At 60.8% G+C, this 13,526-nt stretch carries 13 protein-coding genes; 12 read left to right on the forward strand and 1 reads right to left on the reverse strand.

Annotation, left to right across the window (positions count from 1 at the left end; translation table 11 throughout):
* Positions 1-27 precede the first annotated feature (27 nt).
* Positions 28-1,971 (reverse strand): PrkA family serine protein kinase, encoded by a 1,944-nt coding sequence (locus tag C5J24_RS09750; RefSeq protein WP_105417506.1) that lies wholly within the window; start codon positions 1,969-1,971, stop codon positions 28-30.
* A gap of 310 nt (positions 1,972-2,281) precedes the next feature.
* Here C5J24_RS09750 and C5J24_RS09755 point away from each other — a divergent pair, with 310 nt between their 5' ends.
* The 12 genes from C5J24_RS09755 (at position 2,282) to fliF (ending at position 13,494) form a co-directional block, all read left to right on the forward strand.
* The gene (locus tag C5J24_RS09755) at positions 2,282-2,848 is read left to right on the forward strand and encodes a DNA-3-methyladenine glycosylase (protein ID WP_105417508.1); all 567 of its coding nucleotides are present in this window, start codon (positions 2,282-2,284) and stop codon (positions 2,846-2,848) included.
* A 459-nt stretch (positions 2,849-3,307) separates the two neighbouring features.
* Entirely contained in the window at positions 3,308-4,915 is a 1,608-nt protein-coding gene (locus C5J24_RS09760) for a globin-coupled sensor protein (RefSeq protein WP_105417666.1), read from the forward strand.
* Positions 4,915-5,208: an STAS domain-containing protein gene (locus C5J24_RS09765; RefSeq protein ID WP_037087115.1), complete on the forward strand. Its 294-nt coding sequence runs from the start codon at positions 4,915-4,917 to the stop codon at positions 5,206-5,208. The genes C5J24_RS09760 and C5J24_RS09765 overlap by 1 nt, the downstream gene beginning before the upstream one ends.
* Before the next feature lie 2 nt (positions 5,209-5,210).
* Entirely contained in the window at positions 5,211-5,576 is a 366-nt protein-coding gene (cheY1, locus tag C5J24_RS09770) for a chemotaxis response regulator CheY1 (protein WP_037087114.1), read from the forward strand.
* 16 nt (positions 5,577-5,592) lie between these two features.
* Positions 5,593-7,872 (forward strand): chemotaxis protein CheA, encoded by a 2,280-nt coding sequence (locus tag C5J24_RS09775; RefSeq protein ID WP_105417510.1) that lies wholly within the window; start codon positions 5,593-5,595, stop codon positions 7,870-7,872.
* Positions 7,873-7,878: 6 nt separating this feature from the next.
* Positions 7,879-8,346, forward strand: a complete 468-nt coding sequence (locus tag C5J24_RS09780) for a chemotaxis protein CheW (RefSeq protein WP_105417512.1) — start codon at positions 7,879-7,881, stop codon at positions 8,344-8,346.
* Positions 8,343-9,251: a protein-glutamate O-methyltransferase CheR gene (cheR, locus tag C5J24_RS09785; protein ID WP_105404066.1), complete on the forward strand. Its 909-nt coding sequence runs from the start codon at positions 8,343-8,345 to the stop codon at positions 9,249-9,251. The genes C5J24_RS09780 and cheR overlap by 4 nt, the downstream gene beginning before the upstream one ends.
* A complete protein-coding gene (gene cheB / locus C5J24_RS09790; protein WP_105417514.1) occupies positions 9,248-10,288 on the forward strand; it encodes a protein-glutamate O-methylesterase CheB in 1,041 nt (346 codons plus the stop codon). The genes cheR and cheB overlap by 4 nt, the downstream gene beginning before the upstream one ends.
* Complete coding sequence (locus tag C5J24_RS09795; RefSeq protein ID WP_007759259.1) at positions 10,289-10,678, forward strand: response regulator; 390 nt, start codon at positions 10,289-10,291, stop codon at positions 10,676-10,678.
* Positions 10,675-11,232, forward strand: a complete 558-nt coding sequence (cheD, locus tag C5J24_RS09800; RefSeq protein ID WP_046603224.1) for a chemoreceptor glutamine deamidase CheD — start codon at positions 10,675-10,677, stop codon at positions 11,230-11,232. The genes C5J24_RS09795 and cheD overlap by 4 nt, the downstream gene beginning before the upstream one ends.
* Positions 11,233-11,261: 29 nt before the next feature.
* Positions 11,262-11,651 (forward strand): hypothetical protein, encoded by a 390-nt coding sequence (locus tag C5J24_RS09805; protein WP_046664774.1) that lies wholly within the window; start codon positions 11,262-11,264, stop codon positions 11,649-11,651.
* 172 nt (positions 11,652-11,823) lie between these two features.
* On the forward strand, positions 11,824-13,494 hold the full coding sequence (gene fliF / locus C5J24_RS09810; RefSeq protein WP_105404067.1) for a flagellar basal-body MS-ring/collar protein FliF: 1,671 nt from the start codon (positions 11,824-11,826) through the stop codon (positions 13,492-13,494).
* Positions 13,495-13,526 lie beyond the last annotated feature (32 nt).

Raw genomic sequence — 13,526 nt, forward strand, 5'->3', positions numbered from 1 at the left:
GTTCCAAATCCTAATTGAGTACAGACGCTAACCTGCCTGTTTAACCCGCATGTACCACTCCACCAGACGGCGAACCTGTCTCTCGGTGTAGCCGCGCCCCGTCATGCGCGACACGAACTCGCTGTGTTTCTTTTCTGTTTCGCCGTCCTTCTTCGATCCGAAGGAGATGACCGGCAGAAGATCCTCCACCTGGGAGAACATTCTTTTCTCGATCACTTCCCGAATCTTCTCGTAGCTCGCCCAGGACGGGTTCTTGCCGCCGTTATTGGCGCGCGAGCGAAGGCAGAACTTGACGATCTCGTTGCGGAAATCCTTTGGATTGGCGATGCCCGCCGGTTTTTCGATCTTGGTCAGTTCCTGGTTCAGGAGTTCGCGATCGAGAAGCTGCCCGGTGTCGGGATCCTTGAAGTCGACGTCCTCGATCCAGGCGTCGGCATAGTCGACGTAGCGATCGAAAAGATTCTGGCCGTAGTCGGAATAGGATTCCAGGTAGGCCTTCTGGATCTCGTTGCCGATGAACTCCGCATACCGCGGGGCAAGGTCTGCCTTGATGAACTCGATATACCGCTTTTCGGTTTCCTCCTGAAACTGTTCGCGGCGGATGGCCTGTTCCAGCACGTACATAAGGTGGACCGGATCGGCGCCGATATCCGTCGTGTCGTGGTTGAAGGTCGAGGCGAGTACCTTGAAGGCAAAACGTGTCGATATTCCGTCCATGCCTTCATCGACGCCGGCCGCGTCACGATATTCCTGGACGCTGCGGGCGCGCGGATCGGTTTCCTTGAGGCTTTCGCCGTCATAGGCGCGCATCTTGGAGAAGAAGGTCGAGTTCTCGTGCTTGCGCAGCCGCGAAAGTACGGAAAACCGGGCCAGCATCTCAAGCGTTGCCGGCGCGCAGGAGGCATCAGCAAGCTCCGAGCCTTCGATCAGCTTCTCATAGATATGCTGTTCTTCGGTCACCCGCAGGCAATAAGGAACCTTGATGACGCAGATGCGGTCGATGAAGGCCTCGTTGTTCTTGTTCGCCTTGAAGCTCTGCCATTCCGCTTCGTTCGAATGGGCAAGGATGACGCCGGAGAAGGGAATGGCGCCGATATTCTCGGTGCCCATGTAATTGCCTTCCTGCGTCGCCGTCAGCAGCGGATGCAGCATCTTGATCGGCGCCTTGAACATCTCGACGAATTCGAGCACGCCCTGGTTGGCCCGGTTGAGCCCGCCGGAATAGCTGTAGGCGTCCGAGTCGTTCTGGGAATAGTTTTCGAGCTTGCGGATGTCGACCTTGCCGACCAGCGACGAGACGTCCTGATTGTTCTCGTCGCCCGGCTCGGTCTTGGCGATGCCGATCTGGCGCAGTCGCGAGGGCTGCAGCCTCACCACCCGGAAACGGGATATGTCGCCTCCGAATTCATCGAGCCGCTTCAGGCACCAGGGGCTCATCAGCCCGCTGAGGCGCCGGGTCGGAACGCCGTACTGCTCGAGCAGCATCGGCCCCATCGCCACCGGATCGAAGAGATTGAGCGGGCTTTCGAAGACCGGGCTGATGTCGTCGCCGGCCTTCAGCACGTAGATCGGATTGGCCTCCATCAAGAGCTTCAGCCGCTCGGCGAGCGACGACTTGCCGCCGCCGACCGGCCCGAGCAGGTAGAGGATCTGCTTTCGCTCTTCCAGTCCCTGCGCGGCATGCCGGAAGAAGGAAACGATCCGCTCGATCGTCTCTTCCATGCCGAAGAAACCGGCAAAAGCCGGATAGGCCCGGATGGTGCGGTTCATGAAAATCCGGCCGAGCCTGGCATCCTTGGCCGTGTCGACCATCTGCGGCTCGCCGATCGCCGCCAGCAGCCGCTCGGCGGCGTTGGCATAGGCCATCGGATCTTTCTTACAAAGCGCCAGATACTCGGCGACAGACATGTCTGTCTCGCGCCGGGCTTCGTAGTTCCTGGTGAAGGCATCGAACAAGGATTCACTCGGCATAGGCTACTCCAGTCAGGGTTGCGCTACTGCTCGACTGCCGCAAAGATTGAAAACGCTGCGGCAATCTATTGAGAATCAAGATGTTTCTAAACCTAATACGACACCCGGAGCGTTTTCATGGCAATGCACAAAAATGTGCGTCCACAAATCCGTGCTGACTTGGCAAACAGCAAGTGAGGGGCCCGTTGCATCCCCACGACAACGTCTGCGCAACGCTTCGGGCCTTCCAGGATGTCGCGTCGTCGGCGGGGAAGACAAGCCCTGCTTCGCCGTCTATGGATGCAACCGGCAGCGAGACGGGCATTTTTTTATGGACCAGCAATTTTTCGATAGAGGCTCCGTGGAGGTGGCGCGTGACCTGATCGGCGTCGAGCTTGATGTCTCTGGCGCGGGCGGCGTGATCGTCGAGACGGAAGCCTATGAGCCGGACGACCCGGCATCCCACAGTTTTCGCGGGCCCACGCAGAGGAACGCGGTGATGTTCGGCCCGCCCGGGCATGCCTATGTCTATCGTTCCTACGGCATTCACTGGTGCCTGAATTTCGTCTGCCGGCCCGGCAGCGCCGTGCTGATCAGGGCGCTGCAGCCGGTCAGAGGCCTTGAGGAGATGGAGAAGAGGCGCCGCCTTGCCGATCCGCTACTCCTGTGTTCCGGTCCGGGCCGACTCTGCCAGGCGCTCGACATCACCATTGAGCACAACGGCCTGCCGCTGTTCTCGCCTCCGTTCGATCTCACTTTGCCGCAAACACCGCCATTGATCGTCACCGGGCGGCGGATCGGCATCTCCCAGGCTGTCGATCTGCCATGGCGTTTCGGTCTTTCCGGCTCGCTGCATGTCAGCAGGAAATTCACCGGCAAGGGTGGCATGGCGCTTTGAGTTAAAGCTTGTCCGTTGCTGCCGCTCGCCGATATGGGAGACAAGGCGGGTTGGCCGACGTTCAAGCGGCGATTTGAGAAAAACCGTAACCACCGCGCAATGCCGAAGCGAATGCCCTGATAGCGGGTAATATGCGCCCGGTTGAAGCAAATCAGGCATCCTTGCACCTTCCATTAACCTTCAGGCAAGGAATTAACCATACATATTAGAGACCACGGCGAAATGGGACGACTGCGGTCTCCCACCAGGCATGAAGCCGCAAAGCCGTACCGGTCCAATCCGGTATCCGCTCATGAAAATCCAGCAAAGCCGTGGTGACCGCGTTGCCCATGCCCGACGGATATTGGTCCGGTTTGGCGAGCATCCCCGTTCATCAGGCGCTGGCGACAGCAGCTCGCATGCCGCCGATCCTCTCCGAGGATTGGCTTGATTAATTTGGGGACGGCTTTGGTGCAGGAAATGCCATCGGATCAGGCGCGACGTGGCCAGGCAGGCAGCCTGGGCGAGAGACTGGCATTTGCCGGCCTCGACGGCGAACTGCGCGATCTGCTGCGCCGCTGCCGCCCGCAGCTCGACCGGCATCTGAAGACCGGTCTGCGCGACCTTTTTCACCGCTTTCAATCCTTTCCGGAAGCCGCTCGCAATTTCGAAAGCGAGCAGCAGATCGAACGGCTGCACGACCTGCAGGCCTCCCATTGGGGCGTGCTGACCGATGCCCGCTTCGATGCGCTCTACGCCGAGCGGGTGAAGGTTCTCTCCGACGCCGAGAGCCGCATGGGCCTCGATCCGCGCTGGCACGTCGCCGGTCACGCCGTGATGCTCGAACATCTGATCGCCGGCGCGATCGTCGACCTCGCTCCGAAATCGCTGCTGCCCGGCGGCCGCAAGCGTGAGCAGGAGCTGCTCGACCTCGTCGGCGCGATTACCCGCCTGGTGATGGTCGATGTCGAGATTGCCGTCTCGCTCCGCTTCAACGAACAGCGCCAGAAGCACCAGCGCGCGCTCGCCGAACAGCGCGAAGCCGATCATGCGCAGGCGATCGAAACATTCACCGACGTCATCGCAGCGCTTGCCGACCGCGATCTGACGGCGTCTCTGCCGGCCGATGTGCCGGATGTCTATCGAGAGCTCGCCGATCTTCTCAATCAGGCGGTCGCCGGCATGCGCTCCTCGGTCGAGACCGCCGATGGACATGGCCAGAAGGCTGGTGCGCTCACCCAATCGCTTGCCGAAGGCGCCCGCTCGTTCGCCTCCGCTTCCGAAGAACAGTCGGCCCGCCTCAGGGAGGCGGCACGCGTGCTGCTCGACGTCACCGCCAGGGTCAAGGGAAGTGCCGCCGAGACGGCTGCCGCAGAAAAAGCCGCCGCCGAGACGCGCCGTTCGGTCGAGGCAAGCGGCGAAGTCGTCGGCCGGGCGATCAACGCCATGGCGGATATCGAATCCTCGGCCGAAAAGATTGGCGAGATCATCGGCGTCATCGACGACATCGCGTTTCAGACCAACCTGCTGGCGCTGAACGCCGGCATCGAAGCGGCCCGCGCCGGCGAAACGGGCCGTGGGTTTGCGGTCGTCGCCCAGGAAGTGCGCGCGCTTGCCCAGCGCTCCGCCGATGCGGCCCGCGAGATCAAGACGCTCGTCAACGGCACCAAGTCCCAGGTGGATGCGGGTGTACAGATGGTTCATCGCACCCAGGAGGCGATCGGCGGCATTGTCCGCCAGGTTTCCGATATCAATGACGCGATCGCCGGCATTGCCCGCGATACCGGCGAGCAGGCCGTCGGTCTCGACCGATTGACCCTCGAGATCGGTTCGGTCAGCGAACACGTCGCCTCGAATGCAAGCCTCGCGTCCCGCGCTGGCGAAGGCGCCGACGAACTCCATACCGTCATTCTGGAACTCGGACGGACGGTCCGCGAGTTCCGGATCGAACGACAGAACCGCTATGCGGATGCGCGCCGACCGGCGGCGCCAAGACCCCAGCCGACTCTCGTCCCGATCGCGCCGATGGCCTCCGAGCGTGCGGATGACGGCGAATACATCTTTCAGAAACGACAAGGAATAAGCTGATGGCAGCAAAGAAGGCTGGACCTGCAAGTTTGAAGCTGGCCGCGGTGCTGGACCTCAACGAGGCCTCGAACCTGCATGGCAAGCTGGTCTCCATGCGCGGCAGCGATCTCAGGATCGATGCGTCGGGCGTCGAGCGCGTCGGTGTCCAGTGCGCCCAGGTTCTGCTCGCCGGCGTCAAGGCTTGGGAAGAAGACAAGAAGTCCCTCCTCGTGGAGAAGGCTTCGGATGCATTTCAGAAGACGATGCAACTCATCGGCATCAATAACCAGAATTTGGTTGCTAAGGAGATCTAGCAATGAAGAAAAAAGTACTGACCGTGGATGACTCACGGACGATCCGGAACATGCTTCTGGTGACCCTTAATAACGCAGGTTTTGAAACGATTCAGGCGGAAGACGGCGTTGAAGGCCTCGAAGTCCTCGAGGGCTGCAATCCGGACGTGATCGTCACGGATATCAACATGCCACGCCTCGACGGCTTCGGTTTCATTGAAGGCGTTCGCCGCAACGAAAAATTTCGCGCCGTCCCGATCCTCGTCCTGACGACGGAAAGCGATGCCGAGAAGAAGAACCGGGCCCGGCAGGCCGGCGCGACGGGCTGGATCGTCAAGCCTTTCGATCCTGCCAAACTGATTGATGCGATCGAGCGTGTAACCGCCTGAGCCAGGAATTCCCCCGATGGATATGAACGAAATCAAAGAGATCTTCTTTCAGGAATGCGAAGAGCAGCTCGCTGAACTGGAGTCGGGTCTTCTCAAGCTGAACGACGGGGATCGCGACCCCGAAACGGTGAACGCCGTTTTCCGTGCCGTTCATTCCATCAAGGGGGGCGCCGGTGCCTTCGGTCTGGACGACCTGGTCTCCTTCGCCCACGTCTTCGAGACGACGCTCGATTGCGTGCGCTCCAATAAGCTGGAGCCGACGCAGGATGTCCTGAAGGTCATGCTGAAATCGGCCGACGTTCTCGCCGACCTCGTCACCGCGTCGCGTGATGGCGGCGGCGTCGATGAGTCGAGAAGCCGCAGCCTCGTCAAGGAACTCGAGGCGCTTGCCCATGGCGAGTTGCCGTCCTCCTCCGGCCATGACGCCCCGAAACCGGCCGCAAAGGCTGCTCCCGCCGCGGCTCCTGCGGCGAAAGCGGAGCTTCCCAAGCCGAGCGACGACAGCGGCTTCCAGCCGATCCCCTTCTCGTTCGACGGTTTCGGCGAGGACGATGAGCCGGTAGTCGAAGGTTCGCTCTACGAGGTGATCTTCAAGCCGCGCCGCGAACTCTATTCCAAGGGCAACGAGGCGGCGCTCCTGCTGCGCGACCTGTCCCGTCTGGGAGAGATGAGCATCAATTGCGACACGGATGCTCTGCCGACCCTCGACAAGATGGACCCGGAAGCGTCCTACTTCAGCTGGAAGATCTCGATCCGGACCACCCGGAGCGAAGACGACATCCGCGCCGTTTTCGAATTCGCGGAATGGGATTGCGATCTCGAAGTGAAGTTTGCCGAAGAGGCATCTTCCAACGAGGAACTGCCGATGGTCCCGGTTCCATTCGATCTCTCGATCCTCGATGACTCTTCGTCCGGCGAAGACGAAAGGACCGGCGAACGCGGTGCTTCGGAAGAAACCGTTGCCGCGGCCCTGTCCGCCGCCGAGACCGCGAGCAACGTCTCCAGGGCCGCCCGTGTCGCCGAGAAGAAGGAGTCGGCCGCCGCCAGTGCCGCCGCCCAGAACAATGCCGCAGCCGCCGCTGCTGGCGCGGGCCAGACGATCCGCGTCGATCTCGACCGCGTCGACCGCCTCATCAACCTCGTCGGCGAACTCGTCATCAACCAGGCGATGCTCTCCCAGAGCGTCGTCGAGAACGACGCGACCGGTACTTCGGCCGTCAACATGGGCCTCGAAGAGCTGCAGCAGCTCACCCGCGAGATCCAGGACTCGGTCATGGCGATCCGCGCGCAGCCGGTGAAGCCGGTCTTCCAGCGCATGTCGCGTATCGTTCGCGAAGTGGCCGACATGGTCGGCAAGTCGATCCGCCTGGTCACCGAAGGTGAAAACACCGAAGTCGACAAGACGGTCATCGACAAGATCGCCGAGCCGCTGACCCACATGATCCGCAATGCCGTCGACCACGGCATCGAGTCGCCCGAAAAGCGCGAAGCCGCAGGCAAGGACCCGGAAGGCACGATCAAGCTGACCGCGAAGCATCGTTCGGGCCGCATCCTGATCGAGCTTGCCGACGACGGCGCCGGTATCAACCGCGAGCGCGTTCGCCAGAAGGCGATCGATAACGACATCATCGCGGCCGACGCCAACTTGTCGGACGACGAGATCGACAACCTGATCTTCATGGCGGGCTTCTCCACCGCCGACAAGATCTCCGACATTTCCGGCCGCGGCGTCGGCATGGACGTGGTCAAGCGGTCGATCCAGGCGCTTGGCGGCCGTATCTCGATCTCATCGCGGCCGGGCTACGGCTCGACCTTCACCATGAGCCTGCCGCTGACGCTCGCCGTCCTCGACGGCATGGTGGTCACGGTCGCCGGCCAGACGCTGGTGGTACCGCTCACCGCCATCGTCGAGACGCTGCAGCCCGAGGCTGCCGCCATCCATTCCTTCGGCGCCAATCAACGGCTTATCTCGATCCGCAACTCGTTCTGCCCGCTGGTCGATGTCGGTCGGGTCCTCAACTACCGCGCCACCCAGGCCAATCCGGTCGAAGGCGTCGCGCTGCTGGTGGAATCGGAAGGCGGCGGACAGCGCGCACTGATGGTCGATGCCATCCAGGGCCAGCGCCAGGTCGTCATCAAGTCGCTCGAGGCGAACTACACCCACGTCCCCGGCATCGCAGCGGCCACCATCCTCGGTGACGGCCGCGTCGCGCTCATCCTCGATGTCGATGCGGTCGTCGCAGCGTCGCGAGGCCAGTCCATGAAACCTGAAATGTCGTTAGCCGCCACGGGTTGAGTTCACATGTCGTATGCCGTGAAGAATCTGGTCCAGGGAAGCAAGGAGCTGATCGCTTTTCGCATCAGCGATCAGGAATTTTGCGTGAACATCATGTCTGTCCGCGAAATTCGCGGATGGACGCAGGCAACGCCGCTGCCGCATGCGCCCGCCTACGTCATGGGTGTCATCAATCTGCGCGGCGCGGTTCTGCCGATCGTCGACCTTTCAGCCCGGCTTGGCATGAAGGATGCCGAGCCGACGGCACGCCATGTGATCATCGTGGCGCAGATGAAGACCAAAGTTGTTGGTCTGCTCGTCGAAGCCGTTTCCGATATCCTTACGATTAGCGACGAGAATATCCAGCCAGTACCGGAAGTCTCTTCCGATCTGGAGAGACAATACGCCCGGGGGATTCTCGCCATCGATAAGCGGATGATCTGCATGATCGAGTTGGACGCCCTCTTCCCCGACATGGAAAGCGAAGTTGCATGAAGCCCCTGGGCGCCATCGAAAGCCGACAGTCACCGGATGAAGTCCTCGCAAGCGGAGAATATCCGCTGACGCGTCGTGACCTCACCGACATTTCGGCGATGATCTACTCGGATGCCGGGATCTACCTCAACGATTCCAAGGCCTCGCTCGTCTATTCCCGCCTTTCCAAGCATATCCGGGCTTTGGGGCTGCGCGGGTTCAAGGACTATTGCGTTCTGGTGGCGTCGCCCGAAGGCGCCGCCGCCCGCCGCGAGATGCTGTCGCATCTGACAACCAACTTCACCCGTTTCTTCCGCGAGAACCATCACTTCGAGCACCTGCGCGACGAGGTTCTGCCGGGTCTGATCAACCGCGCCAAGAGCGGCGGTCGCGTGCGCATCTGGTCGGCCGCCTGTTCGGACGGGCAGGAGCCATATTCGATTGCGCTGACCGTACTGTCGCTGCTTCCCAACGCGGCTGATCTGGACTTTCGCATCCTGGCGACCGATATCGATCCGAAGATCCTGGCCGCGGCCCGCGCCGGCGTCTACGATGAGAACGCGCTCGAGACCATGACGCCCGCCATGCGCAAGCAGTGGTTCCGGGAGGTCGATGCCGGCGGACGTCGCAGGTTCCAGATCGATGAACGCGTCAAGAAGCTGATCACCTTCAACGAGCTGAACCTGATGGCGCAATGGCCCTTCAAGGGCAATTTCGATGTCATCTTCTGCCGCAACGTCGTCATCTATTTCGACGAGCCGACGCAGATGAAAATCTGGTCCCGCTTTGCCTCGCTCCTGCCTGAAGGCGGACATCTTTATATCGGCCATTCCGAGCGCGTCTCCGGCGACGCGAAAAACCTCTTCGATAATATCGGTATCACGACCTATCGTTATACCGGTAAGAGCGCAGGGAGGAAGGCATGAGCGCTCCGGCACGGGTCCTGGTCGTCGACGATTCCCCGACCATGCGTGGCCTGATTACGGCCATCCTGAATTCCGATCCGGAAGTCAATGTCGTCGGCCAGGCCGGCGATGCGCTGGAAGCGCGCGTCGCGATCAAGCAGCTCAACCCCGATGTCGTTACCCTCGATATCGAGATGCCCAATATGAACGGGCTGGAATTCCTCGAAAAGATCATGCGCCTGCGTCCGATGCCGGTCATCATGGTTTCGGCCATGACCCATCAGGGTGCCAACGCGACGCTCGCCGCTCTCGAGATCGGCGCCTTTGATTGTGTCGGCAAGCCGGCTCCCGGCGACGTTCGCCCTTTTATGGATCTTGCTGAAAAGGTGAAGGCTGCAGCCCGGTCAGGCCCACGCCGGAACGGACCTGCGCCGGTCATCGCAGCCTCTCCCGCCTCGGAATACCGCGTCGGCAGGAAGGTTGTGGCCATAGGATCGTCAACCGGAGGCGTCGAAGCTCTCATCGCGGTACTGCAAAAGTTCCCACAAAACTGCCCGCCGACTGTAATTACTCAACATATGCCCTCCACGTTTACCAAAAGTTTTGCTGAACGGCTTAATCGTATCTGCGCTCCTGTGGTGCAGGAAGCCACCGATGGCGCGCGGCTGGAGATCGGCAAGATCTACCTCGCGCCTGGTGGCGAACGGCACTTGCAGGTGGTCAATCCGTCGGCGCCATGTTGCCGGCTGATCGAAAGGGAGCCGGTAAACGGTCACAGGCCCTCGGTGGACGTCCTTTTCGACTCGGTCGCCGATCTGGCGGGTCGCAATGCGGTCGGGGTTATCCTGACCGGCATGGGCCGCGACGGAGCTGCAGGTTTGCTCAGAATGCGTAGCGCGGGCGCACGCACGATCGGGCAGAACGAAAAGACGTGTGTGGTCTACGGCATGCCGAGGGTTGCCCATGAAATGGGGGCCGTCGAGCAGCAGCTGCCGCTAGGCGCCATTGGTGAAGAAGTGTTGAAGTTAACTGCCGCCCGAAAAGAAGGTACCGAATAAATGTCTATCGCTGAAAAAATCAAAGTTCTGATCGTTGATGATCAGGTCACCAGCCGCCTGCTGCTCAGCGACGCCCTGACACAGCTCGGCTTCAAACAGATCACGTCTGCCGGCGATGGCGAGCAGGGCATGAAGATCATGGCCGAACAGCCGCACCATCTCGTCATTTCGGATTTCAACATGCCGAAAATGGACGGTATCGGTTTCCTTCAGGCCGTTCGCGCCAATCCGAACACCAAGAAGGCCGCGTTCATCATCCTGACGGCGCAGGGCGACCGCGCCCTGGTTCAAAAGGCTGCGTCGCTCGGCGCCAACAACGTTCTCGCCAAGCCGTTCACGATCGAAAAGATGAAGGCCGCTATCGAAGCGGTGTTTGGAGCATTGAAATGAATGACGCCGCTGCAGTCAGGCGTGTCCATATCATCCAGGGGGAATTTAAGGTCCTGAACGACCCGAATGCTGTTCTCTCGACGATCTTGGGCTCATGCGTGGCTGCTTGTCTTCGCGATCCTGTCGCCGGTATCGGCGGCATGAACCACTTCCTGCTTCCGGGATCCGGCGGCTCCATGACCTCGGGCGGCGATGCAACGCGTTATGGCGTGCATCTGATGGAGTTGCTGATCAACGGACTTTTGAAGCAGGGTGCCCGGCGAGACCGGTTGGAAGCGAAGATTTTCGGCGGCGCCAAGACGATTGCCAGCTTTTCGAATGTCGGCGAACAGAATGCCGCATTCGCGATGCAATTTCTAAAGGACGAAGGCATTCCGGTGGTCGGTTCCTCAACGGGCGGGGAACACGGGCGCAAGCTGGAGTTCTGGCCCGTGAGCGGCCGGGCTCGTCAGTATCCGCTGACCGGCGCCGAAACGCAACGGACGGTGGCTATGGAGGAGCGTCCGGTACGCACGCCGCCGAAGCCGGTCGAGAGCTCAATCGAGTTCTTTTAAAGAAGTCATTTCTCGGGGCGAAAGAAGCCATGAACGACATCGTCAAGACGCCAATCGCTCCCTTTGAGGAATCTCTTCCAGAAGTCCTGATGCGTCTGGTCTCGGAGCTTCATGACGTCGCATACCTGATCGAACGGGTCGAGCCGCAGCTTCTGGAGCTCGGCGGCGAAACGATCCTGCAGTCGCCGGACAGCTTGAAAGTCCTGCAGGGCATCGACCTGGCCGTCCAGAAGACGCGCGGCCTTGCAGAATTCGTCGACACGATCACCGGCGGCATTCCGAGCGACTGGATGGTCGATGTCTCGACCGCCCTTAATCTCGTCAAGCTCGCCGACATGCAGAAGGCGCTCACCAACGGCATGCGCCACGGTCATTCCCAGCCTTTGAGCAAGGCAGCCGGCGATTTCGATTTTTTCTGACCGCCAGCCCTGACATGCATGCTTCGGCCATGATGGCCCAGGCCCCCGCCAGTCTCACAATCCCATCCACAATCGCCAAAACCATGCTCCCGCGAAACGCTCGCACAAGCTTCGCTTCTTAGGGTGCGATTGAGCATAGGCTCGAATACCTAGTTGGCGATGTGGGAACAGAATGAATCTGTTGGCTCAATTATCACAAGTCTTTAAAAATCTGGCCGGTTTAGGCCAGACGCGACTTATTGCTTTAGGCGCTGTCGGCGTCGTTTCAATTGCGATCGTCATTGCTGCGGCCCTCTTCGTTAACAAGCCGGCCTACGAGACGCTCTATGTCGGTCTTGATACGGCCGACCTCAACCAGGTAAGCATCGCGCTGGCCGAGGCCAACATGTCCTTCCAGGTCGGTACGGACGGTACGAGCCTTCAGGTTCCTGCCGGCTCGACGAGCAAGGCGCGGCTTCTGCTGGCCGAGCGGGGCCTGCCGAACAGCACCAACGCCGGTTACGAACTCTTCGACAATGTCGGTTCGCTCGGGCTGACCTCCTTCATGCAGGAAGTCACGCGTGTTCGCGCCCTTGAAGGTGAGATCGGCCGGTCGATCCAGCAGATCAACGGCGTCAACGCCGCCCGCGTTCATATCGTCATGCCGGATGTCGGCAATTTCCGCAGGGGTGAGCAGAAACCGACGGCATCGGTGATGATCCGGGCCAGTTCGACGACGGGGCGCAAGGCTGCCTCGTCCATTCGCCACCTTGTTGCCTCCGCAGTTCCCGGCCTCGACGTCGACGACGTGACCATTCTGGATTCCGCCGGTCAGCTGCTCGCCTCCGGCGACGAATACGGCGGCAGCGAAATGAACAAGTCGCTGAGCATCGTCCAGAACGTTCAGCAGGAAATCGAAAACAATATCGACAAGGCGCTGGCGCCTTTCCTCGGCATGGACAATTTCCGTTCCAGCGTCACGGCGGCCTTGAACACGGACAGCCAGCAGATCAACGAGACGGTGTTCGATCCGAACTCCCGCGTCGAACGTTCGGTCCGCACCACCAAGGAAGCGTCGAAATCGCAGCAGACTCAGGACGACAACGCCACGACCGTCGAGCAGAACGTGCCGCAGGCCGCTCCGCCTCCGGGTGGTGCGAACGGTCCGAAATCGTCTGATCAGTCCGATAAAAAGGAAGAGCAGACCAACTACGAAATCAACCAGAAGACCGTCGCCACGACGCGCAACAGCTACCAGATCGAGAAGGTTTCGGTTGCCGTCGTCGTCAACAAGGGTCGTATCGCGAAAATGGTCGGCGAGCCGGCTGACCAGGCCAAGGTCGATGCCTATCTCGCCGAGATGCAGAAGATCGTGGCATCCGCAGCCGGCATCAATGCCAACCGCGGTGACATCGTCACGTTGACGGCCATGGACTTCCTGGAAAACCAGCTGCTCAGCGAAGCCTCCAGCGGGCCGGGCGTGATGGACATGCTGAGCCGGAACGTCGCAGGCATCATCAACTCGCTCGCCTTCGTCCTGGTAGCTTTCCTGGTGGTCTGGCTCGGTCTTCGCCCGCTCATCCGCACCGTCAGTGGCAACAGCGTCGCCGGCGAAGCAGCGGACGGCGCAGGTCTGGAACTTCCGGACTTCTCGCCGACGACCGGCAGCCCGGCACTCATGGACGGTTTCGGCTCCGACTTCGGCTTCGACAGCTCGAACGACATGCTGGGCGGTGGCGACGACGAGGGCTTCAACCGCCGCGTCAAGGAAGGCCCCGAAAAGCGCCTGGCCCGGATGGTCGAAATCTCCGAAGAGCGCGCCGCCAAGATTCTCCGCAAGTGGGCACTCGAAAAGGCAGCCTGACGGGGTATCACGAAAATATGATCGCTATGGGC

The organism is Neorhizobium sp. T25_27, assembly GCF_002968565.1.
GTDB classification, from domain to species: Bacteria; Pseudomonadota; Alphaproteobacteria; order Rhizobiales; family Rhizobiaceae; genus Neorhizobium; species Neorhizobium tomejilense.

Excerpts from the sequence above, each read along its gene's own strand:
- C5J24_RS09765 (WP_037087115.1), top strand. The coding sequence starts at position 4,915 with ATGGCAGCAAAGAAGGCTGGACCTGCAAGTTTGAAGCTGGCCGCGGTG.
- C5J24_RS09755 (WP_105417508.1), top strand. The coding sequence starts at position 2,282 with ATGGACCAGCAATTTTTCGATAGAGGCTCCGTGGAGGTGGCGCGTGAC.
- C5J24_RS09805 (WP_046664774.1), top strand. The coding sequence starts at position 11,262 with ATGAACGACATCGTCAAGACGCCAATCGCTCCCTTTGAGGAATCTCTT.
- cheY1 (WP_037087114.1), top strand. The coding sequence starts at position 5,211 with ATGAAGAAAAAAGTACTGACCGTGGATGACTCACGGACGATCCGGAAC.
- cheB (WP_105417514.1), top strand. The coding sequence starts at position 9,248 with ATGAGCGCTCCGGCACGGGTCCTGGTCGTCGACGATTCCCCGACCATG.
- C5J24_RS09750 (WP_105417506.1), bottom strand. The coding sequence starts at position 1,971 with ATGCCGAGTGAATCCTTGTTCGATGCCTTCACCAGGAACTACGAAGCC.
- C5J24_RS09760 (WP_105417666.1), top strand. The coding sequence starts at position 3,308 with ATGCCATCGGATCAGGCGCGACGTGGCCAGGCAGGCAGCCTGGGCGAG.
- cheR (WP_105404066.1), top strand. The coding sequence starts at position 8,343 with ATGAAGCCCCTGGGCGCCATCGAAAGCCGACAGTCACCGGATGAAGTC.
- fliF (WP_105404067.1), top strand. The coding sequence starts at position 11,824 with ATGAATCTGTTGGCTCAATTATCACAAGTCTTTAAAAATCTGGCCGGT.
- cheD (WP_046603224.1), top strand. The coding sequence starts at position 10,675 with ATGAATGACGCCGCTGCAGTCAGGCGTGTCCATATCATCCAGGGGGAA.
- C5J24_RS09775 (WP_105417510.1), top strand. The coding sequence starts at position 5,593 with ATGGATATGAACGAAATCAAAGAGATCTTCTTTCAGGAATGCGAAGAG.
- C5J24_RS09795 (WP_007759259.1), top strand. The coding sequence starts at position 10,289 with ATGTCTATCGCTGAAAAAATCAAAGTTCTGATCGTTGATGATCAGGTC.
- C5J24_RS09780 (WP_105417512.1), top strand. The coding sequence starts at position 7,879 with ATGTCGTATGCCGTGAAGAATCTGGTCCAGGGAAGCAAGGAGCTGATC.